General features: G+C 73.6%; 20 protein-coding genes. 11 read left to right on the forward strand and 9 right to left on the reverse strand.

Annotated features, from left to right (window positions below; translation table 11 throughout):
- The first annotated feature begins 53 nt into the window (after positions 1–53).
- From smpB to ACIP9D_RS02230, 6 genes are all read left to right on the forward strand, one after another.
- Positions 54–545: an SsrA-binding protein SmpB gene (smpB, locus tag ACIP9D_RS02205; protein WP_350870080.1), complete on the forward strand. Its 492-nt coding sequence runs from the start codon at positions 54–56 to the stop codon at positions 543–545.
- A gap of 158 nt (positions 546–703) precedes the next feature.
- Positions 704–1,096 (forward strand): SCO5389 family protein, encoded by a 393-nt coding sequence (locus ACIP9D_RS02210; RefSeq protein WP_350870082.1) that lies wholly within the window; start codon positions 704–706, stop codon positions 1,094–1,096.
- A gap of 179 nt (positions 1,097–1,275) precedes the next feature.
- Positions 1,276–1,701, forward strand: a complete 426-nt coding sequence (locus ACIP9D_RS02215) for a MerR family DNA-binding transcriptional regulator (protein ID WP_350870084.1) — start codon at positions 1,276–1,278, stop codon at positions 1,699–1,701.
- Positions 1,698–2,486 carry a molybdate ABC transporter substrate-binding protein gene (modA, locus tag ACIP9D_RS02220; protein WP_400449175.1) on the forward strand — a complete coding sequence of 263 codons (789 nt, stop codon included), beginning with the start codon at positions 1,698–1,700 and terminating at the stop codon, positions 2,484–2,486. Before ACIP9D_RS02215 ends, modA begins: the two co-directional genes overlap by 4 nt.
- Positions 2,483–3,322, forward strand: a complete 840-nt coding sequence (locus tag ACIP9D_RS02225) for an ABC transporter permease (protein ID WP_350870086.1) — start codon at positions 2,483–2,485, stop codon at positions 3,320–3,322. Before modA ends, ACIP9D_RS02225 begins: the two co-directional genes overlap by 4 nt.
- Positions 3,319–4,386 carry an ABC transporter ATP-binding protein gene (locus ACIP9D_RS02230; RefSeq protein WP_350870088.1) on the forward strand — a complete coding sequence of 356 codons (1,068 nt, stop codon included), beginning with the start codon at positions 3,319–3,321 and terminating at the stop codon, positions 4,384–4,386. The genes ACIP9D_RS02225 and ACIP9D_RS02230 overlap by 4 nt, the downstream gene beginning before the upstream one ends.
- A 100-nt stretch (positions 4,387–4,486) precedes the next feature.
- Here the strand turns inward: ACIP9D_RS02230 and ACIP9D_RS02235 are convergent, their stop codons facing one another.
- Positions 4,487–4,900 carry a type II toxin-antitoxin system Phd/YefM family antitoxin gene (locus ACIP9D_RS02235; RefSeq protein WP_350870090.1) on the reverse strand — a complete coding sequence of 138 codons (414 nt, stop codon included), beginning with the start codon at positions 4,898–4,900 and terminating at the stop codon, positions 4,487–4,489.
- Between the two features lie 143 nt (positions 4,901–5,043).
- Here ACIP9D_RS02235 and ACIP9D_RS02240 point away from each other — a divergent pair, with 143 nt between their 5' ends.
- Together ACIP9D_RS02240 and ACIP9D_RS02245 are read left to right on the forward strand one after the other, a co-directional pair.
- Positions 5,044–6,546 (forward strand): cellulose binding domain-containing protein, encoded by a 1,503-nt coding sequence (locus ACIP9D_RS02240; RefSeq protein ID WP_350871106.1) that lies wholly within the window; start codon positions 5,044–5,046, stop codon positions 6,544–6,546.
- Between the two features lie 94 nt (positions 6,547–6,640).
- On the forward strand, positions 6,641–7,249 hold the full coding sequence (locus tag ACIP9D_RS02245; protein ID WP_350870093.1) for a TOPRIM nucleotidyl transferase/hydrolase domain-containing protein: 609 nt from the start codon (positions 6,641–6,643) through the stop codon (positions 7,247–7,249).
- Here ACIP9D_RS02245 and ACIP9D_RS02250 read toward each other — a convergent pair.
- From ACIP9D_RS02250 to ACIP9D_RS02265, 4 genes are all read right to left on the reverse strand, one after another.
- A complete protein-coding gene (locus ACIP9D_RS02250) occupies positions 7,220–7,846 on the reverse strand; it encodes a GNAT family protein (RefSeq protein ID WP_350871108.1) in 627 nt (208 codons plus the stop codon). The two genes, ACIP9D_RS02245 and ACIP9D_RS02250, sit on opposite strands and share 30 nt — an antisense overlap.
- Positions 7,847–7,967: 121 nt before the next feature.
- A complete protein-coding gene (locus ACIP9D_RS02255) occupies positions 7,968–10,463 on the reverse strand; it encodes a DUF4132 domain-containing protein (protein ID WP_350870095.1) in 2,496 nt (831 codons plus the stop codon).
- On the reverse strand, positions 10,463–10,855 hold the full coding sequence (locus tag ACIP9D_RS02260) for a hypothetical protein (protein ID WP_350870097.1): 393 nt from the start codon (positions 10,853–10,855) through the stop codon (positions 10,463–10,465). Before ACIP9D_RS02260 ends, ACIP9D_RS02255 begins: the two co-directional genes overlap by 1 nt.
- Positions 10,856–10,907: 52 nt before the next feature.
- Positions 10,908–12,113 carry a hypothetical protein gene (locus ACIP9D_RS02265; protein WP_350870100.1) on the reverse strand — a complete coding sequence of 402 codons (1,206 nt, stop codon included), beginning with the start codon at positions 12,111–12,113 and terminating at the stop codon, positions 10,908–10,910.
- Positions 12,114–12,353: 240 nt separating this feature from the next.
- On the opposite strand from ACIP9D_RS02265, the gene ACIP9D_RS02270 reads away from it, so the two are divergent.
- The 3 genes from ACIP9D_RS02270 (at position 12,354) to ACIP9D_RS02280 (ending at position 15,651) form a co-directional block, all read left to right on the forward strand.
- Positions 12,354–13,907 (forward strand): NAD(P)/FAD-dependent oxidoreductase, encoded by a 1,554-nt coding sequence (locus ACIP9D_RS02270; protein WP_350870102.1) that lies wholly within the window; start codon positions 12,354–12,356, stop codon positions 13,905–13,907.
- A gap of 166 nt (positions 13,908–14,073) precedes the next feature.
- Positions 14,074–15,090, forward strand: coding sequence for a phosphotransferase (locus tag ACIP9D_RS02275; protein ID WP_350870105.1), 1,017 nt, complete (start codon positions 14,074–14,076; stop codon positions 15,088–15,090).
- 75 nt (positions 15,091–15,165) lie between these two features.
- On the forward strand, positions 15,166–15,651 hold the full coding sequence (locus ACIP9D_RS02280) for a GNAT family N-acetyltransferase (RefSeq protein WP_350870107.1): 486 nt from the start codon (positions 15,166–15,168) through the stop codon (positions 15,649–15,651).
- A 115-nt stretch (positions 15,652–15,766) separates the two neighbouring features.
- On the opposite strand, the gene ACIP9D_RS02285 is transcribed toward ACIP9D_RS02280, so the two are convergent.
- Genes ACIP9D_RS02285 through ACIP9D_RS02300 form a run of 4 tightly spaced genes read right to left on the reverse strand, consistent with a single transcriptional unit; the run spans position 15,767 to position 21,025 of the window.
- On the reverse strand, positions 15,767–17,584 hold the full coding sequence (locus ACIP9D_RS02285; RefSeq protein WP_350870109.1) for an IucA/IucC family siderophore biosynthesis protein: 1,818 nt from the start codon (positions 17,582–17,584) through the stop codon (positions 15,767–15,769).
- Positions 17,581–18,165, reverse strand: coding sequence for a GNAT family N-acetyltransferase (locus ACIP9D_RS02290; RefSeq protein WP_350870112.1), 585 nt, complete (start codon positions 18,163–18,165; stop codon positions 17,581–17,583). Before ACIP9D_RS02290 ends, ACIP9D_RS02285 begins: the two co-directional genes overlap by 4 nt.
- Positions 18,162–19,451 (reverse strand): lysine N(6)-hydroxylase/L-ornithine N(5)-oxygenase family protein, encoded by a 1,290-nt coding sequence (locus ACIP9D_RS02295; protein WP_350870115.1) that lies wholly within the window; start codon positions 19,449–19,451, stop codon positions 18,162–18,164. The genes ACIP9D_RS02290 and ACIP9D_RS02295 overlap by 4 nt, the downstream gene beginning before the upstream one ends.
- A gap of 35 nt (positions 19,452–19,486) precedes the next feature.
- Positions 19,487–21,025: an aspartate aminotransferase family protein gene (locus ACIP9D_RS02300; RefSeq protein ID WP_350870118.1), complete on the reverse strand. Its 1,539-nt coding sequence runs from the start codon at positions 21,023–21,025 to the stop codon at positions 19,487–19,489.
- Positions 21,026–21,086 lie beyond the last annotated feature (61 nt).

The raw sequence follows: 21,086 nt of genomic DNA on the forward strand, positions 1-21,086 counted from the left end.
GGCGGGGCCCGCGAGTGGGGCCGGCGGGCGGGGCGGCGGTTATCCTCGGCCGGGTGAACGCCTCCAGGCAGCCTGAGTGCCGGCTGATCGCCTCGAACAAGAAGGCCCGGCACGACTACACCGTGCTCAAGACGTACGAGGCCGGGATCGTGCTGGTCGGCACGGAGGTCAAGTCGCTGCGCGAGGGGCGCGCCTCGCTGGTGGACGCGTTCGCCCAGGAGCGCGACGGCGAGATCATGCTCTACGGGCTGCACATCGCCGAGTACGGCTTCGGCAGCTGGACCAACCACCAACCGCGGCGGACCCGCAAGCTGTTGCTGCACCGGGTGGAGATCGCCCGGATCGTGGAGAAGACCCGGGAGGGCGGTTTCACCCTCGTGCCGCTGTCGATGTACTTCGACAACGGCTGGGCCAAGGTCGAACTCGCCCTGGCCCAGGGCCGCCGGTCGTACGACAAGCGGCAGGCGCTGGCGGAGCGGGACGCGAACCGGGAGATCGCCCGGGAGCTGGGCCGGCACCTGAAGGGCCGGACCCGCCGGGTCTGATCCCGGCAGCCGCCGCCAGCTCCGCCAATCACCCGCGCCGGGTCCCGGCGTGTTCGAGACCGGCACGCCGGTCCACTGTTGACCCCGCCGTGGCCGCGTGGTGTGCTCCCTTCACGCCGTTGATGACAACGGTTGTCATTTCTGAATGGAGGATGACCATGTCCCTCACCGTCCCGCCCGCACTGCTCGAGGCCGCCGACCGCGGCCCGATCGACGACGCCGACTTCGCCGCCTGTGTCCGCGACTCCCTGCCGTACGCCTGGTCGACGGTGAGCCGCGTGGTCGCCGAACTCGAGGCCACCGGCGCCGACCACGCCGACAACACGATTCCGCCGCCGTCCGACGCCGAGCGGGGTCAACTGCTGCGCGCCCTGGCCAGCGACGCGATCCGAGCCGGCCTGGAGCGGCACTTCGGGGTCCGGCTGGCCTTCCAGAACTGTCACCGAGTCGCCGCGTTCCGCCCGGCCGCGGTCGACACGAGCACCTACCGCGAGTTCGTGTCGCCCCGCAGCCAACTGCTCAACCAGTCACCCGAGCTGCGCAACTGCTGAAACAGCCGGCGCCGCCCGAACCGACCGGGTCGGGCGGCGCCGCCGCAGGTCGAGGCCGCTGTCCGGCCCGGTCGGCCGGCAGCACCTTCGCAGCTGCGGTTGCTTCTCGACCTACGATGCCGCAGAAGCCAGCCCGAGCGGCCTTTCGTACTCGCACCTGCGGACGCTAGGGTGGCCCGATGGGACGGTTCCGGATCGGCGAGGCCGCCGAGTTGCTCGGCGTCAGCACCGACACCGTGCGCCGCTGGATCGACGCCGGCCGGCTGCCGGCCGACCGGGACGCGCAGGGGCACCGGGTGGTCGACGGGGTCGACCTGGCCGCGTTCGCCCGCAGCCAGAGCGCCGACCCCGACGAGGGGGCCGACTCCTCCTCGGCCCGCAACCGGCTGCGCGGCATCGTGGTCAACGTGCTCAAGGACACCGTGATGGCCCAGGTCGACATCCAGGCCGGGCCGTTCCGGATCGTCTCCCTGATGAGCCGGGAGGCCGTCGAAGAGCTGGACCTGCGGGTCGGTTCGGTGGCCGTGGCGGTGATCAAGTCGACCACGGTCGTGGTGGAACGGGCCGCCCCGACCGCCGGGACGAGAGGGAGGGCTGGCGCATGAGCAACCGACCGATGCGGGCGGCGTTGGCCGGGGCGCTCGCCCTGGCTCTGACCCTGGCCGGGTGTGGCGACGGCGACGACACCGCCGGCGCGGCCGGCGGCTCCGGCGTCACCGGCACCGTCACCGTGCTCGCCGCCGCGTCGCTGACCGAGTCGTTCATCCAGATCGGCAAGGACTTCGAGGCCGCCCACCCGGGCACGACTGTGGTGTTCAACTTCGGCGGCAGCTCCGCCCTGGCCACCCAGATCAACCAGGGCGCGCCGGCCGACGTCTTCGCCTCGGCCGCGCCCCGCAACATGGCGACCGTCACCGAGGCGGGCAACGCCGACGGCGAGCCGAGCACGTTCGTGCGCAACCAGCTGGTCATCGCCGTCGCCCGGGACAACCCGAAGGGGATCACCAACCTGGCCGACCTCACCCGGCCGGGCACCAAGGTGGCGCTCTGCGCCGAACAGGTGCCGTGCGGCGCGGCCGCCCGCACCGCGCTCGACGCGGCCGCGGTGAAGCTGACCCCGGTCACCCTCGAACAGGACGTCAAGGGCGCGCTCGCGAAGGTGCGACTCGGCGAGGTCGACGCCGCCCTGGTCTACCGCACCGACGCGAAGGCCGCGGCCGGGGACGTGACCGGCGTCGAGTTCCCCGAGTCCGCCCGGGCGATCAACGACTACCCGATCGTCCTGCTCAAGGGCGCCCCCAACCGGGTCGGCGGCCAGGCGTTCGTCGGATACGTCCGCTCGGAGGCGGGCCGCGCCGTACTCACCGAGGCGGGCTTCCAGGCCTCGTGACCACGACGACCGACGCTCCGCCCGCCGTCCCTGCCGACCGACGTACGGGCGCGCGGCGCGGCCGGGTCCCGCTGCCCCTGCTGCTCCCGGCCGCGCTGGGGCTGCTCTTCCTGGTGCTGCCACTGGCCGGGCTGGTGGTCCGCGCGCCGTGGTCGACGCTGCCGCAGCGGCTCACCGAGCCGGGGGTGCTGACCGCGCTGCGCCTGTCGTTGCAGACGGCGACCCTGGCCACGCTGCTCTGCCTGCTGCTCGGCGTCCCGCTGGCCTGGTTGCTCGCCCGCGTCGAGTTCCGCGGCCGCCGCCTGGTACGCGCCCTGGTCACCGTGCCGCTGGTGCTGCCGCCGGTCGTCGGTGGGGTGGCCCTGCTGCTGGTCTTCGGCCGCCGGGGGCTGGTCGGCGGCTGGCTCGACGCGACGTTCGGGGTCACCCTGCCGTTCACCACCACCGGCGTGGTGCTCGCCGAGGCGTTCGTGGCGATGCCCTTCCTGGTGATCGCGGTGGAGGGGGCGCTGCGCGGCGCCGACCCGCGCTACGAAGAGGCGGCGGCCACCCTCGGCGCCGGCCGGTGGACCACCTTCACCCACGTGACGCTTCCGCTGGTCGGGCCGGGGCTTGCGGCCGGCGCGGTGCTCTGTTGGGCGCGGGCGCTCGGCGAGTTCGGCGCCACCATCACCTTCGCCGGCAACTACCCGGGCCGGACCCAGACCATGCCGTTGGCGGTCTACCTGGCGCTGGAGACCGACCTCGAGTCCGCGATCGTGCTCAGCCTCGTGCTGCTGACCGTCTCGGTCACCATCCTCGCCGCGCTGCGCGACCGTTGGATCACCGCCCCGTGACCGGTCCGCTGCTCGACGCCCGGCTCGTGGTCGACCGGGGTACGTTCCGCCTCGACGTGCCGCTGCGGGTGGCCGCCGGCGAGGTGGTCGCCCTGCTGGGGCCGAACGGCGCCGGCAAGACCACGGCGCTGCGGGCCCTCGCCGGCCTGCAACCCCTCACCGACGGGCACGTCACCCTCGGCGGCGCGGATCTCGACCGGCCGGCGCGGGCCGCCTGGGTGCCCACGGAACGCCGCCCGATCGGTGTGGTCTTCCAGGACTACCTGCTCTTCCCGCACCTGTCAGCGCTGGAGAACGTGGCCTTCGGCCCGCGCCGGCACGGCGCCGGACGCAGCGCCGCCCGGGGCGCCGCGCGAGAGTGGCTGGACCGGGTCGGGCTGGCCGACCAGGCGCACCGCCGGCCACGGCAGCTCTCCGGCGGGCAGGCACAGCGGGTCGCGCTGGCCCGCGCGCTCGCCGTGGCCCCGTCGCTGCTGCTGCTGGACGAGCCACTCGCCGCGCTGGATGCCCGGACCCGGCTGGAGACCCGCGCCGAGCTGCACCGCCACCTCACCGCGCACCCCGGCGCGACCCTGCTGGTCACCCACGATCCGCTCGACGCGCTGGCCCTGGCCGACCGGCTGGTCATCGTGGAGGGTGGCCGGGTGGTGCAGGAGGGCGACGGGGCGAGCGTCACCGCCCAGCCGCGCACCGACTACGTCGCCCGGCTCGTCGGGCTGAACCTGCACCGCGGCCGGGCCAGCGCCGGCCAAGTGCGGGTCGCCGAGCAGCTGACCCTCACCGTGGCCGACCGGGTCGACGGCGAGGCGTTCGTGGCGTTCCGGCCGGCCGCGGTGGCCGTGCACCCGACCCGCCCGGACGGCAGCCCGCGCAACGCGTGGCCGGCCACCGTCGGCGGCATCCAGCGGCACGGCGACTACCTGCGGGTGCGGCTGGACGGCCCGATCGTGGTGGCCGCGGACATCACCCCGGCCGCCGCCGCCCAGTTGCGGCTCGCCCCGGGCCAGCCGGTCTGGGCCGCGGTGAAGGCGGCCGAGACGCACGCCTATCCGGCCACCGGCTGAGCCCGCCGCCGGAGGTGGCCCGGCCGGCATTGCGCCGAAGCCGGGCGGCCCAGGCCCGCCGGCGGGACGCGGCGCGGCCGTCACCGCGCCGAGGAGGACCTCAGCCGGCGAGCAGGTCGCCGTGGGCGGCCCGGAGCCGGGCCAGCGCCGGATCGCCGCCCGGTGCGACCCGGCGGTCGAGCTCGGCCCACGCCTCGGCCAGCGCGGCACGCACCGCGCGCAGCTCGGCGGAGTGCCGGCGGGCGCTCTGCTTGTGTTGCTCGTCGAGGCGACGGGCCCAGCCGGCGGTGACCGCGGCGAGCCGGTCGGCGTCGGCCCGCGCCTGGGCGGCGCTGCGGGCGGCGGCCGCCGGCACGATCGCGGCGATCGGACGGGGATCGCCGTCGCGGGTGAGCACCGTGACGGCGTCGGTCAGCTCGGCGAGCGCGACGAGCTGGGTGAACCGGGTGCGCGCCTCACGCAGCGGCACGGTGCGCGGCTGGTCGGACGGAGGGGTCAACGCGGGGACAGCCATGAATGCATGCTGCCGTCGGGGTACGACAGAACGAAGCGCGCGAGGGGGCTGGACATAGACAGTTAACAATCCTAATAATTGTGCATCCGTCGATCAGACGGCCCTCGCCCCGGGAGGTCCGGATGCGCCGCCATGCCCGAACCCTGCTGCTAGCCGCGGTGGCGGCGCTCGCCACTGCCGCCACCACGCTCACCCTGGCCGGGCCGGCGCGCGCCGCCGGGCCGACCGCCACCTTCACGAAGACCGCCGACTGGGGCACCGGTTGGGAGGGCCGATACACCGTCACCAACGGCGGGGCCGGCACGCTCACCAGCTGGCAGGTCGCCTTCACCCTGCCCGTCGGCACCACGCTCGGCTCCTACTGGGACGCCACCGTGAGCAGCTCCGGCCAGCGGCACACCTTCAGCAACCGGTCCTGGAACGGCACCATCGCCCCGGGCGCCTCGGTCACCTTCGGCTTCCTCGCCACCGGGTCGGGCTCGCCCACCGACTGCACCCTCAACGGGGCCCCGTGCGGCGGCGGAACCACCCCGCCGCCCACCACACCCCCGCCCACCACACCCCCGCCGACCACGCCACCGCCGACGACACCCCCGCCGACCACGCCCCCGGCGACCGGCCTGCCCCGGCACGCACTGATCGGCTACCTGCACGCCAGCTTCGCCAACGGCTCGGGCTACCTGCGGATGGCCGACGTCCCGGCCGACTGGGACATCGTCAACCTCGCCTTCGGCGAGCCCACCTCGGTGACCTCCGGCGACATCCGGTTCCAGCTCTGCCCGGCCAGTGAGTGTCCCGGGGTCGAGACCGAGGCGGAGTTCACCGCGGCGATCCGGGCCAAACAGCAGCAGGGCAAGAAGGTGCTGCTCTCCATCGGCGGACAGAACGGCCAGGTGCAGCTCACCACCACCGCCGCCCGGGACACCTTCGTCCGATCCGTCGCCGCGATCATCGACCGGTACGGGCTGAACGGGCTGGACATCGACTTCGAGGGGCACTCGCTCTATCTGAACGCCGGGGACACCGACTTCCGCAACCCGAGCACCCCCGTGATCGTCAACCTGATCTCGGCGATCCGGACGCTGAAGCAGCGCTACGGCGCGGGCTTCGTGCTGACCATGGCGCCGGAGACCTTCTTCGTCCAACTGGGCTACCAGTTCTACGGGCCGGGGCCGTGGGGCGGGCAGGATCCGCGGGCCGGGTCCTACCTGCCGGTGATCCACGCGCTGCGCGACGACCTCACCGTGCTGCACGTACAGAACTACAACTCCGGTCCGATCATGGGGCTCGACAACCAGTACCACACCATGGGCGGCTCCGACTTCCACGTCGCGATGACCGACATGCTCCTCGCCGGCTTCCCGGTGGCCGGCAACACGGCCGCGGTCTTCCCCCCGCTGCGCGAGGACCAGGTCGCCTTCGGTGCACCCTCCTCGGTCAGCGCCGGCAACGGCTATCTCGCCCCGGCCGGCGTGCAGGCGGCCGTCACCTGCCTCGTCCGTGGCCAGAGCTGCGGCAGCTACACCCCGCGCAGCGGCACCAACCCCGCCTTCCGCGGCCTGATGACCTGGTCGATCAACTGGGACCGCTACTACAACTGGGAGTTCCGGCTCAACCACGGGCCCTTCCTCAAGGCGCTGCCCTGACCGCCGGTGGCCCGCCCGACGCCGGGCGGGCCACCGGCACCGCACGACGTCGCCGGCGGCGGAAATGCGCTGGGCACCCCGATCCGGACGCGGGATGATGGCCCCGAACCTGGAGGCGCCCGTGCTCATCGACACCATCGCCGGCCCCGACGCGCGAACGGTGGTGCTGGTCGAGGGGGTGAGCGACCGGGTCGCCGTCGAGACGTTGGCGGCCCGGCGTGGCCGGGACCTGGCCGCGGAGGGCGTGCAGGTGCTGCCGATGGGCGGCGTCACGAACATCGGCCACTTCCTCGACCGGTTCGGCCCGGCCGGCCGGGGGCTGCGGCTCACCGGCCTCTACGACCACGCCGAGGAGGGCTTCGTCCGGCGCGGGCTGGAACGATCCGGGTTCGGGGCCGACCTGTCGCGGGATGCGCTGACCGCCCTCGGTTTCCACGTCTGCGTCGCCGACCTGGAGGACGAGCTGATCCGGGCGGTCGGTGTCGACGGTGTGCAGGAGGTGGTCGCCGCCGAGGGTGAGCTGCGCTCGTTCCGGCTCTTCCAACGGCAGCCCGCCCAGCGGGGTCGTGACACCGCGGCCCAGCTCCGCCGGTTCCTCGGGACACGCTCCGGACGCAAGAGCGCGTACGCGCGGGCGCTGGTCGAGGCGCTGGACCTGGACCGGGCGCCCCGGTCACTCGACGGCGTGCTCGCCCCGGGTTGAGTCAGCGGCCCGCTCGCCGGCCGGCGACCCGGCCCGCTGCTCGCCGGCGGGCGAGGTGGCCTGCCACTCGTCTGCCAGCACCGACCAGATCTCCAGGTCGAGCCGGCCGGTCGGGCCGGGAAGGACCTGCCGGAGCGTACCGTCGCGGCGCAGGCCCAGCCGGCGGGCCAGGGCGATGCTGCGGACGTTGTCCGCCCTGGTGCGCCACTCCACCCGCTGGATGCCGCGCTCCCGCACCGCCCAGTCGACGAGCGCACGCACCGCGCGGCCGACCATGCCCCGCCCCTGCGCGGCCGGCTCCGACCAGCAGCCGACCTCGCAGACGCCCCGGCTCACGTCGAACGAGACGAGCATGACGCCGCCGACCAGCGTCCCCCGCCACCAGAGCCCCCAGACGCCGCCGGCGTCGCGAGCCCAGGCGTCGGCCGAGCGCTGGAGCACGGCCCGCGCCGCGGCCAGGTCGGTGGCGACGAAGGTGGCCGGCACCCAGGGGGCGATGTGCTCCCGGGCCCGGTCCAGGTGGGCGAGGAACTCCTCGGCCCGCCAGGGCTCGAGCGGGCGCAGCTCGACGTCGGTGGTGAGGGGCAACGCGAACAACCGGACCTCCGGTGGGTGGTCGAGGGTCGACGGGGGGCGGCCGACCCGGGACATCATCCTGCCGTCCCCGCCCGACCCGGTGCAGGCCCGGGCCGGGCGGGGACGCGGTCGGCGCGCCCGCTCAGCGGCGGCGCAGCTGGGCGAGGATCGTCGGGTCGGTGATCTCGGTGTCCCGGGCGAGCATCAGCGCCTTGCTGAGGATGACGCCGAGCATCCGGTCGCCCTCGAACGGCAGGAACACGTCGCCGGCCCCGACCGCCGCCGACTGCTGCGGCACGATACAGAGATATTCGTCGTTGGGGCTCATCAGGATGTTGCCCGACCCGAGGTGGATCTGGTAGCTGCGCAGGTCTCCCCGGACCAGCAGGAACCGTCCCTCGACCCGGCACCGGTCCGCGATCGCCAGCCGGGGCACCAGCCGGGCGAGCAGGTCCCGTCGGGTCTCCGCGGTGCCGGAGAGCTCACCGAAGCCGTACGAGTGCCAGTACTCCCGGTATCGCCCGGCCGGTCCGCCGTCCTGCCAGGTCGGGTCGTTGCCCACGCTGGCCACCCCGACGAAGAGGTCGACGTCGCGCATCACCTCGCTGAACACCAGCGGCGGGATCTGCTCCAGCGGCCGCGGCGCGACCGGATCCGCGCCCGGACGGACCCACTGCTCGTAGCCACCGCCGCCGGCGTGCGCGTTGTTCTCCGGCGCGGCCAACGGGTAGAAGCGCACCTGGTCGGTCACCACCCGCAGGTAGGCGCCCGCCTCGGTGGTGTCCGTGCCGTACTCGTCGCCGGCGCCCTCCACCCAGTACTCGGCACGCAGGCCCCACTCGGGCAGCTCCCGGCTGGCGGGCGGGTAGCTGTCGTCGACCATCAGGCGCAGCCGGTTGCGCCACCCGCGCACCGCCGCCAGCGCGTGGAACTGGTGCTGGCGCAGCACGTGCGCGGCGAACCGGTTGGAGTAGACGGCCGTGCGCTCCTCGGCGGCGGTGAGCAGGTAGACCTCCCGGTGGGCCTGTTTGAACGGCTGCACCACGGCGTGCCGCTCCAGCCACTCACGCCAGGCCAGCACCTCGGCGACCGCACGGCCGATCGGGTGCCAGAGCCGCACCTCGGCATCGTCGCCCGGTGCCACCGCGGCACCGTCGACGGTGCGCAGCGCGCCGTCGGCGAAGCCGCACGGCACGCCGTCGACCAGCCAGATCAGCCGCCGCCCGAGCGTGCCGACGAGGGGATGGTCGAGGTAGCGGGCCCGCCAGGCGGCGAAGCGCCAGTGCCGCTGGGCGAGGAACTGGCGGTCCAGCCGCTCGGCCTGCGCGGCCAGCATCTTGTCGACGTCCTTGACCGCCGCCTTGAGCTCGCGCAGCTCGTCGGCGTGGTCACGGCGCACCGCGGCGGGCACCGTCCGGACCGGACGGCCGGCGGCCTTGCGCCAGCGCAGGGCGACCGCGCCGGCCTCCACCACCAGCTCCGCGGTGGCGTCGCCGAGCGTCTCCACGCGGCGCCCCACCTCGGTCAGGCCGTACGCGGGCACCGCCAGCTCCTCCACCTCGGCCCGGGACAGCCCGAGGGCGGTGGCCCGCCGGTCGAGCGCCGCGTTGACCTCCTTGAGCGTGCCCTTGTAGGTGATCCGGGCGGTCAGCCGGGCGAGCTGGGCCAGCGCGTGCTCGCCGTCGAGGCGGGAGAGCGCGTGCACCGCCGCGTTGGCCACCTTCGGGTTGCGCGGCCCCAGGCCGGGCACCTTGCGCAGCGAGGTCTCCACCAGCCGGCCCAGCTCGCGGGTGGCGCCGGCGTCGTCGGCACCGGCCAGGGCGAGCAGCCACAGCAGGCCGCGCAGCGCGGTCGCGTTGTAGGGGTCGTACGCCTGGGAGATGTCGTAGCCGAAGGCGGCGGGCCGCAGTGGCGCGGTACGCGGCCGGCCGACCAGGGACAGCCAGCCGAGCGCGACGTCGCGGAACACGTCCCGGCCGACCCGGTCGAGCAGCGTGCCGGCCTGCCGCTCCCACTTGGCGGTGGGCCGGGCCGCGGTGGCGGTGAGCGTGTGGGCCACCAGCTCCGGCCAGCCGGCGTCGAGGCCGGGCAGCTCGGCGAGCACCCGGTCGGCCCACGCCTCGCCCGGGTTGAGCAGCGGTTCGCGGACCTCCCGGACCAGGTCCTGGAGGACGGCACCGCTGCGGTAGACGTTCAGCAGGGTGCGGCGCAGGACCGCGACGAGCTCCCCGGGCAGTGTCCCGTCGGCGTCGTAGACCACCCGGGCGAGCCCGCCGAGTTCGTCGGCCGGCCACCACGCCCACTGCCGCGCGGCGTACCCGAGCAGTCGCCGCGCGTCGGCGACCGGGACCACCGCGCGAAGGTGTCGGACCAGGATGGTCAGCAGCGTGTCCAGCGACGTGCCGTCGTCGGGGTCGCCGGCCTCGAGCCGGTCGACCAGCGCGGTCGCGAGCCGGATCCGCCGGTCGCCGGGGAGCCCGTCGAGCACGTCGGTGACCGCCCGGCCGTCGTAGCCCCAGTGGCCGCCGTTGAGGCGGGCGATCTCGGCCAGCTCCGCGACCAGCGCGGCGGTGTCGTCGTCGGCGGCGTGCCGGCGCACGGCCTCGACGCGCTCCGGGTAGAAGGAGGTGGTGGTCATCAGCCACCGACCAGCGGGACGAGCTTGAGGAAGCAGACCTCGGTGCCGGCGCTGAGCTGCACCTCGGCGTCGAGCTGGTCGACCTGCCGGTCGTCGACGAGCACCACGAAGCCGTTGCGACCGAACGCCTCGACGGCGCGGGTGAACTGCTCCTCGGCGTCGACCCGACGGGGCTGGCGCAGCCGGTAGCCGTTGAGGGTCTGCTCGGCGCCGCCGGGCTGCACCAGTCCGCGGAAGAGCTCGGGCTGCCGGGCGTTGTACTCGGCCACCTCCTGGAAGACCCGGCGGCGGATCAGCTCCCGCAGCGCGAGCCGCTCCTCGAAGATCTCCAGATGCCACGCGTCGGCCCGGGAGCCGGCGGTGGTCTCGTCGACGAACCTCACCATCACCATGGCCGCGGAGTCTAGGGACGGGCACCGACAGGAGGGCGTCACCGCTGGCCACTCAGATGATGACGTGCGTCCAGTAGGTCAGCCACAGCACGAACAGGGCGCCCTGGACGAGCGCCAGGACGGCGGTCAGCCACACGTCGAGCGTGGCGTTGCGGGCCCACCGGGCCAGCACCAGGCACACCGGGAACGCGGCGAGCAGGTATCGCAGCAGGCTTTTGTACACGGGTGGGCCCATCGAGAGCGGCACCAGCACCATGAGCAGCCCGTAGACGAGGTAGGGCAGCTCGCGCCGGCGCAGCCCGACGACCAGGACCGCCAGCACGGCGATCGCGAAGCACACCCGGACGGCGTCGAGCGGCCCCGCGACGAGCCCGCCGGCCAGTACCCCGAACGGGTTCTGCACCCTGATTCCCCAGCCGGTCTGCTGGGCGTGCTGGTAGGCGAACCAGTCGCCGCTCTGCCACCGGCAGAACGCCATGAAGGTGAGCCAGCCGGCGGGGAGCAGCAGTAGCGGCCAGCCGGTCCGGACGTATTCCCGCAGGGCCCGCGGGTCGAACCGCCAGCCGTGCTGTCGCAGCAGCAACAGGGCCAGTGGCAGCAGCACGAAGAACCCGACCGAACGGCTGAGCGCGAGGAAGAAGCCCACCACGCCGACAACCAGCCATCGCCGTCGTTCCGCGTAGTGGAACGCGGCCAGGGCGAGGCAGAGGAAGAGCGACTCGGTCAGCGCCGCGTGGAAGAGGAAGGCCGCCGGCATGAGCAGCAGATAGCGGAGAAATCGCCGGGCCGCGGCATCGTCGCCGAGCAGCCGCTCCCCCAGTCGGTAGCCGAAGTACAGCAGGAACAGGAACGCGACGTTGCTGATCAACAGCAGCGCCAGGGCGTTGTCTCCGCCCAGCACGGCCCCGACCGGCCGGGCCAGGAACGGGTAGAGCAGCGGGAAGCCGAAGTCGCGCCAGGGTTCGGTCAGCGGAAGTTCGGTGAGCCGCAGGTAGAGAAACGAGTCCCAGGCGAACCAGAGCGAGATCCAGCGGTGTCCGGAGATGTCCCGCTGCTGGGCCCACATCAGCGTCTCGTCGGCCGGCGGGGCGCCGGGGATGCCGTCCCAGGCATGCAGGACGACCAGCCCGACCAGGGTGAGCACGACCTTGGACCCGACGAAGAGCCCCAGGACGAAGGGCCACGGCGCCGGCACCCGGCGGCCGACCCGGACCGCCCGGGCGGAGAGCTCCGCCAGCCGGGCGCGCTGGCCCGCCACGCGACGCCGCGCGCACGTGGTGTTCCGCCACCGCTCGGCCATGGTGTCCCCCGCGGCCCGCGGCCGATCCGTGAGGCCGCGAACGCCCCGCCGAATCCCCTTTGCCGCGCCGTTGACACCCCCGGCACCCCGGTGAACACCGGCGCCGGGTGGGGTTCATCCGCTCCGGCGGGTGACATCGCCCTGATAGCGGGTAGGCGGCGCGCCTGGACAGCGGCCCGGCTACAGGGAGCGCGGCGAATGGGCGAGCAGCACGGCACGGTGGTCATCGGCGCGGGGCCGGCAGGCCTCACGGCGGCGTACGAGCTGCTCCGGCGGGGCGAGCCGGTACGCGTGTTCGAGGCCGACGAGGTGGTGGGCGGCATCAGCCGGACGGTGGAGCGCGACGGCTGGCGCTTCGACATCGGCGGGCATCGGTTCTTCACGAAGGTGCCACGGGTGGAAGCGTTCTGGCACGAGATCCTGCCCGACGAGGACTTCCTGCTCCGGCCCCGGATGAGCCGGATCTTCTACCGGGGGGCGCTGTTCAACTACCCGCTGAGCGCCCTCAACGCCCTGCGCAACCTGGGCCTGTGGGAGGCGGCGCTCTGCATGGGCTCGTACGCCCGGGCCCGGCTGCGCCCACCACGGGACCAGTCGCACTTCGAAGGCTGGGTGTCGGCGCGCTTCGGCTGGCGGCTGTACTCGATGTTCTTCAAGACGTACACCGAGAAGGTCTGGGGCATGCCCGCGGACCAGCTCCAGGCGGACTGGGCCGCGCAGCGGATCAAGAACCTGTCGCTGGCCAAGGCCGTCCGCAACGCGCTGCCGCTGGGGCGCGGCCGCGAGGACGTGACAAGTCTGATCGAGGAGTTCCAGTACCCGAAGTACGGCCCGGGCATGATGTGGGAGCGCTGCGCCGAACAGGTGCGCGGCCGTGGCGGGCGGATCGACACCGGGACCTGGGTGACCGCGGTGCACCGGGATCCCGCCCGGCGGCGGGCCGTCGCGGTCACCGTCAACGGCGGGGGCGGCCAGCGGTCCGAGCCGGCCGAGCACGTGATCTCCTCGATGCCGATCTCCGAGCTGGTGGCCGCGCTGCGCCCGGCGGCGCCGGCAGAGGTGCTCGCCTGCGCCGCCGACCTGCGCTACCGCGACTTCCTGACGGTGGCGCTGGTGGTGCCGGCGAAGTTCTCGTTCCCGGACAACTGGATCTACGTGCACGACCCGGCCGTCCGGGTCGGCCGGATCCAGAACTTCGGCTCATGGTCACCGCACCTGGTGAAGGACGGGCGTACCTGCCTCGGGTTGGAGTACTTCGTGTTCGAGGACGACGAGATGTGGCGTACCCCGGACGCCGACCTGGTGGCCATGGCGACCGCCGAGCTGAAACGGCTCGGCCTGGCCCGGTCGGGCGCCGTCGAGGCCGGCTACGTGGTGCGAATGCCCAAGGCCTACCCGGTGTACGACGAGCGTTACCAGCACAACATCGACGTGATCCGGACCTGGCTGGCCCGCGAGGTGCCCAACGTGCACCCGGTCGGGCGCAACGGCATGCACCGGTACAACAACCAGGACCACTCGATGTTGACCGCGATGCTGACCGTCGAGAACATCGCGGACGGCGCGGCGCACGACGTCTGGTCGGTCAACGTGGAGCAGGACTACCACGAGCAGGCCACGAACCGTCCCGGGCGGCACGGCACCGGCCGGGACGCGCCGGTCGTACCGAGCCGGACCATCCGCGCCGGCGCCGCCGTGCCGGGCGACGGGCGGACCGTGACCGAGCCCCCGGCCCAGGTGCCGCTGGTCTGAACGGCGCTCCGGCCGAGCGGGCGCGGTCGCTGCGGCCCGGGGTCGCGGGGCGGCGCGGCCCGGGGTCGCGGGGCGGCGCGGAAGGCGGCAGCCCTACTACCCTGGCCCCCATGCCGCGGGTTTCGACGGCGCACCGGCTGGTCACGGTGCGGCCGGACGGTGCCGGATGAGCGCGCCGAGCCCCACCCAGCGTCCCCTCACCCCGGACGACGTGTCCCGGCTGATCCGCGCCTCGTTCGGCCCGAGCTCGACGGTCGCGCAGTGCGGCCCGCTCGCCGGCGGCGGGTTCGCCGCGGTCTGGGCGGTACGCCTCGACGACGGCCGCCGGGTGGTGCTGAAGGTCGCGCCGCCGGGCGGGGTGCGGCTGCTGCGCTACGAGCGCGGCCTCTGCGCCGCGGAGGCCCGCTACTTCCGGCTGGTGGCCGAACGCGTCCCGCGGGTGGCGGTGCCGCCCGTGCTGCACCACGGCATCGACCCGGCGTACGGCGAGTGGCTGGTCACCGGCCTGCTGCCCGGCCGGTCACTGGCCGAGCTGGCGGCCGACGGCGGAGCCGACGACGCGCCGGCCCGGCACGATCTCGGGGTGGCGCTGGCCGCGCTGCACCGGGTCAGCGGCGCCCGATTCGGCTACGACGACGCGCGGCCGTCCGGGTCGACGTGGCGGGCGGCCTTCGTGTCCATGGTCGACGCGCTGCTCGCCGACGCCGCCGACTGGGACGTCCGGCTGCCGGGTGGGCCCGATCGGGTCCGCGCGCTGCTCCGGCGGCACGCCGCGGCGCTGGACGCGGTACGCCGGCCGGCGCTGCTGCACTTCGACTGCTGGGACGGCAACGTCCTCGCCGCGCCCGGCCCGGACGGCCGGCTGCGGATGACCGGCCTGGTCGACGGGGAGCGCTTCCTCTACGGCGACCCGCTGTTGGACCTGGTCTCTCCGCTGCTGCTGCGCCGGGCCGAGGACGAGCCCGACCATCCGGTGCTGCGCGGCTACCGCAGCGCCAGCGCCGAGCCGTTCGACCTCGACGCCGGCGCCCGCCGCCGGCTCAGCCTCTACCGGCTGCACCTCTACCTGCTGATGACGGTGGAGATGCCCAGCCGGGGCATGACCCCGCAGACCCACCCGGAGCGGCACGCCGGTCTCGCCGACCTGCTCGACGCCGAACTCGACGCGCTCGGCGGCGACTGAGCCGGGCCCGGTGAGCGGCCGGCGGCGTCGGCAAACCCGTTGCCGGGCAGCGGTGGCGCTCCTAGCATGCCCACCGTGCAGATCCGGGAGTTCGCGACGCAGGACTGGGACCAGGTGTGGCCGATCGTCGAGGAGGTCGTCCGCGCCGGGGACACCTTCCCCTACGACCCCGCGCTGAGCGCCGACGAGGCGTACCGCATCTGGGTGGAGGCCGCGCCGGGCCGCACCGTGGTCGCGGCCGACGGCGCACGGGTGCTGGGCACGGCGAAGATGGGCGCCAACCGACCCGGCCCCGGATCGCACGTCGCCACGGCGAGCTTCATGGTCGCCGCGGACGGGCGCGGGCGGGGCGTCGGCACCGCGTTGTGCCGGGACGCGGTGGACTGGGCCCGCCGCAACGGCTACGCGGGCATGCAGTTCAACGCGGTGGTCGAGACGAACCGGTCGGCCGTCGAGCTGTACCGGCGAGAGGGCTTCACGGTGATCGGCACGGTGCCAGGGGCGTTCCGCCACCCGAGCCTCGGCCGGGTCGGCCTGCACGTGATGTATCAGGAGTTCTGAGCGGGCGCGCCGGCCCCGAGGCACCCGGGGAACCGACGGTCCAGGTGGACCGCCCGGTTCGCCGCGTGGTCGGGGCCGGCGTCCGGTCGTCGACGCCGCGAGCGCTTGCCCCGGCTCAGCGCCCCGGGGCGTGGGGCGCCAGTGGGTTGGCCAGCGTGCCGACGAGCTGCAGCGCGGCCGACGGGTCGGCGAGGTCGACCATCTGCTGGTTGTCGCGCAGTTGGAGCCGGTTGAGGCAGGAGAGCGCGAACTCGTCGGCGAAGAGGTCGTAGCGGCGGGCCCGCTCGGCCAGCTGCGGCACGCTCCCCAGGTAGTCGGCCCCGCAGGCGGCGACCGTGCGCCAGAACGTCTCCTCGGTGAGCACCCCGGCCTCGACCAGGACGGCGTTCAGGTACCGCAGGAAGCAGTCCACCACGTCGGTGAAGATGGAGAGCAGCTTCATCTCCTCCGGCACGTCGGCCCGGATCCGCTCGACCGCCGGCGGCAGCGGCCGGTCGGCGCTCATGACCACGATCTCCTCGGCGATGTCCTTGAAGATCACCCGCTCGACCGTGTCCCGCTCGTCGAGGACCAGGATGACGTTCTCCCCGTGCGGCATGAACGCCAGGTCGTGCGCGTAGAAGGCGTGCAGCAGCGGGGTCAGGTAGGCGTCCAGGTAGCGTCGCAGCCACGTCTCGGGGGCGAGCCCGGACCGCTCGACGAGCGCGGCGGCGAGCGAGTTGCCGTCCCTGTCGACGTGCAGCAGCGAGGCCATGGTGGCCAACCGGCGGCCCGGTTCCAGGCCGGGCACCGGGCTCTCCCGCCACAGGGCGGCGAGCATCTTGCGGTACGGCGAGTACCGGTCGGTGGCAGCCTCGTACTGCCGGTGCCGGTAGCCGACGGCGGCCCGCTCCCGGATGATCGTGAGCCCGGTGGCCTTGAAGACCTCGTCCGCCGCGATCAGCTCGGCGAGCCAGTCGTTGATCGCCGGGGTTGCCGCCATGTACGCGGCCGACAGGCCCCGCATGAAGCCCATGTTCAGCACCGAGAGCGCGGTCTTGACGTAGTGCCGGCCCGGCTCGGAGCGGTTGAAGAAGGTGCGGATGGACTGCTGGGCGAGGTGTTCGTCCGGGCCGGGACCGAGGTGGACCAACCGGCGCTGGGCCACCTCGCCGGCGAAGGTGACCGCCAGCTTGTTCCACCACTGCCAGGGGTGCACCGGGATCAGCAGGTAGTCGGCGAGGTCGAGGCCGAGCCCGGCCATGCTCTGCGCGAATGCGGCCAGCGTCTCCGCGCCGAGCTCGCCGCGGATCAGAGTGTCGTAGTCGAGGTCCTCGGCGCAGCTGAACGCGGCGTGGTCGCGGTGCGCGGCCAGCCAGATCAGCCGGACCGGCTGGGCCGCTTCCGGGGCGTACCGGTGGTATTCGTCGATCCCGAAGCCGAGCCGGCCGTTGTTGGCCACGAAGCACGGGTGACCCTCGGTCATCGAGGTCTCGATGGTCTGGAAGTCGGCCCCGGCGAGCTGCGCGGCGGGCACCGGCGGCCGGTCCAGCTTGTACGCGATGCCGGCGAGCGTGGAGGTGATCTCCTCCAGGTAGACCGGCAGGACCCGGGCGGAGAGGCCGAGCGCCGTGCGCAGCTCGATGACCAGCTCGACGGCGTCCGGCGGCAGCTCCTCGTCGCCGCGCCACCGGGTGATGCTGTCGGCGTCGATCTGCCAGTGCTCCAGGGTGAGCACCCGGGCGGCGAACCGGTAGGTGACCGCGCCGTCGTCGCTGCGCACCGCGTACCACCGGCGGCCCTCGCCGGCCGGCGCGCCGGCGGGCGGCTCGGTCGGCTCGGGGGTGAGCAGCCGTTCGTGGGCGAACTCGGCGAGCGCCTTGCGGACCAGCAGCCGGTTGGCCCGCGCCCAGTGCGCCGGGGTGAGGTGGGCGACCGGGTCGGCGGCGCTCACGCCGGGGTCCCCGACGGGATGGGCGCGCCGGTGGCGGCCAGGAATCGGGTACGGGTGCAGATGCTCAAAAGGGCGTCCTTCTCGGGCTTGGCGACGGTGCCGACGACCTCGAAGCCGACGGCGGCGTTCAACGCGTGCACCGCGGTGTTGCGCACGTCCGGTTCGACCACCACCCGGTGCGTGGCCGGATCGGCGAAGATCCAGGCCAGCACCGTGGTGATCACCGCGCGGGTGAAGCCGTGCGTCGGGTCGTCGGTGGGTGCGCAGAGGAAGTGCATGCCGACGTCGCCGGGGCGCGCTTCGTGCAGTCCGACGAGTTCGACGTGCGCGGGGTCGTACCGTTCGGCGAGGAAGGCCGGGCGGCCACGCCAGGATCCGAGGTACGCCTCGTGGTGCGGGTGCTCGGCGATCCGCCGGTACTCGGCGGCGACCCCGGCCTCGTCGGCGTCCTGCATCAGCCAGAACACGGCCTTGGGGTGGGTGACCCAGCGGTGCAGCAGCGGGGCGTCGGTGTCCGGGTCGACGGGCCGCAGCGTGAACTCGCCCAGCCCCGGGTCGACCCGGGTGAAGACGTCGGTCATGACACCCCCGCCGGAGCGCCGAACTCCTGGAAGGTGATGCTCTTCTCGATCGGGTAGTGCTCCCGGCCGAGCAGCTCCCGGATGATCCAGGAGTTGCGGTAGGGACCCATGCCGAGGTCCGGCGAGGTGATGCTGTGCGTGTGGGTGCCGGCGTTCTGCAGGAAGATGCCCCGGCCGGTGTGGTCGATGCTGTAGTTGCGGGCCACGTCGAAGCGGCCGTGCGCGTCCCAGCGGATCCGATCCCGGACGGGTTCCAGGAACGCCGGGATGCGGTAGCGGTAGCCGGTGGCCAGCACCAGCCCCTCGGTACGCAGGGTGAAGTCGCGCTCCTGCTCCACCTGGCGCAGCCCCAGCGTGTACACGTCGCCGGCCTCGTCGTACTCGGCGGTGGTCAGCTCGGTGTTGGTGAGCAGCCGGGTGTTCACCGGGCCGGGCACGCTGCGCTCGTAGAGCAGGTCGAAGATGGCGTCGACCAGGTCGGCGCTGATCCCCTTGAACAAGCCCTTCTGCTCGGCCTCCAGCCGGTAGCGGGTCGGTTCCGGCAGCGCGTGGAAGTAGTCCACGTAGTCCGGCGAGGTCATCTCCAGGGTGAGCTTGGTGTATTCCAGCGGGAAGAACCGCGGCGAGCGGGTGACCCAGTTCAGCCGGTAGCCGTAGGTGTCGATGTCGCCGAGCAGGTCGTGGTAGATCTCCGCCGCGCTCTGCCCGCTGCCGAGCACGGTGATGCTCCGCTTGAGCCGCAGCGCGTCGCGGTGCTCGAGGTACCGGGAGTTGTGGATCAGGCCGCCGCCGAGGCCCGCGCAGGCCTCCGGGACGTACGGCGGGGTGCCGGTGCCGAGCACCAGGTGCCGGGCCCGGTAGGTGCTCGTCCCGTCCGAGGTCTCGGCGCGCACGGTGTAGCAGCCGTCGGCCTCGTCGTACTCCACCGTGGTGACGCGGTGCCCGAAGCGCAGGTTGGGCAGCTTCGCCGCGGCCCAGCGGCAGTAGCCGTCGTACTCGCTGCGCAGCGGGTAGAAGCTCTCCCGGATGTAGAACGGGTAGAGCCGGCCGATCTCCTTGAGGTAGTTGAGGAACGAGAACGGCGAGGTCGGGTCGGCGAGGCTGACCAGGTCGGCCATGAACGGGGTCTGCAACCGGGCCGACTCCAGCAGCATGCCGGGATGCCAGTCGACGCCCGGCCGGGATTCCAGGAACACCCCGTCCAGTTCGGAGATCGGCGCGGTGAGGCAGGCCAGGCCCAGGTTGTACGGGCCGAGCCCGATGGCGATGAAGTCGTGTGTGGACATCCGGCCCTCCAGGCGCGGGTTCGGGGCTGACGCGGTCAGCCGACCTGGCAGGTGAGGTCGGCGGCGGTGGTCCGCTCGTGCACGTACCGGCTCGCGTGCTGCGCGATGAGTTCCAGTACGTGCCCGACGTCGTCGAGGGTGGTCTCGGGGTTGAGCAGGGTGAACTTGAGGAAGTGCCGGCCGTCCACGGTGGTGCCGGCGACCAGTGCGGCCCCGGAGGCGGCCAGCGCCTCCCGCGCGTGAAGGTTCGCCGCGTCGGCCAGCTCACGGCCCGGCCCGGTGGGCAGGTAGCGGAACACCACGGTGCTCAGCGACGAGCGGGTCACCACCTCGAACCGCGGGTCCTCGCTGACCAGCTCCCAGGCGCCGGCCGCCCGGTCGACCACCTCGTCGAAGAGGGCGCCGAGCGCGTCCGGACCCATCACCCGCAGGGTGAGCCAGAGCTTGAGCGCGTCGAAGCGGCGGGTGGTCTGCAGGCTCTTGTCCACCTGGTTGGGGATGCGCTGCTCGACCATCCGCGCCGGGTTGAGGTAGTCGGCGTGGTAGGTGGCGTGGCGCAGCACCGCGCCGTCGCGGACCAGCAGGGCGCTGGAGCTGACCGGCTGGAAGAAGGACTTGTGGTAGTCGACGGTCACCGAGTCGGCCCGTTCGATGCCGTCGAGCAGGTGCCGGCGGGTCGGCGAGACCAGCAGCCCACAGCCGTACGCGGCGTCGACGTGCAGCCAGGCCCCGGCGGTGGCGCAGATCGCGGCGATGTCGGCGAGCGGGTCGATGGAGCCGAAGTCGGTGGTGCCGGCGGTGGCCACCACCGCCATCACCACCAGGTCGTCGCGCCGGCAGCGGGCGATCTCCCGCTGCACGGCGGCGGGCACCATCCGCCGCTGTGGGTCGGTCTCGACGGTGATCACCGCGTCCGGGGCGAGCCCGAGCAGCTTGGCGGATTTCTGCACGCTGAAGTGCCCGGCCGCGGAGGTGATGACGCGCAGCCGGGGCAGCAGCTCGCGCCGGGCGTCCCAGGTGGACGCGGACCGGCAGGCCTCCTCCCGGGCCAGCAGCAGCGCCTGCAGGTTCGATTGGCTCCCGCCGCTGGTGAAGATCCCGTCGGCGGTCGGGCCGAACCCGATCCGGGTCGCGGTCCAGTCGATCAGCCGGCGCTCGATCAGGGTCGCCCCGGCGCTCTGGTCCCAGGTGTCCAGGGAGGAGTTCACCGCGCTCAGCACCGCCTCGCCGAGCAGGGCCGGGATCACCACGGGACAGTTCAGGTGCGCCAGGTAGCGGGGGTGGTGGAACCAGACGGCGTCGCGCAGGTAGACGTCGTCCAGCTCGTCGAGGGCGGCGCCGGCGTCGCCGAGCGGCCGGTCCAGGTCGATCCCGGCGATCTGCGGGGCCAACGCGTCGGGGGTGACCCCGGTGAACGGACGCTCCGCGCCGGCCACCCGGCGGGCGACCCGGTCGACGCCGTCGGCGAGCGCCGCGCGGTAGCGGGCGACCGAGTCGCCGTTGAGCAGGTGGGCGCGGGCGGTTGATCCCGGCGAGGCCGGGACGGCCTCCACGGTGTGTGCCGGCAGAGTCATGGGCAGGTCCTCCACGCTCGGTTGCGGACGGAGTGGATGAGGGCAGCCGGAACCCGCCTCC

The organism is Micromonospora sp. NPDC093243 (genome assembly GCF_044753725.1).
In the GTDB taxonomy this organism is placed as follows: Bacteria; Actinomycetota; Actinomycetes; order Mycobacteriales; family Micromonosporaceae; genus Micromonospora.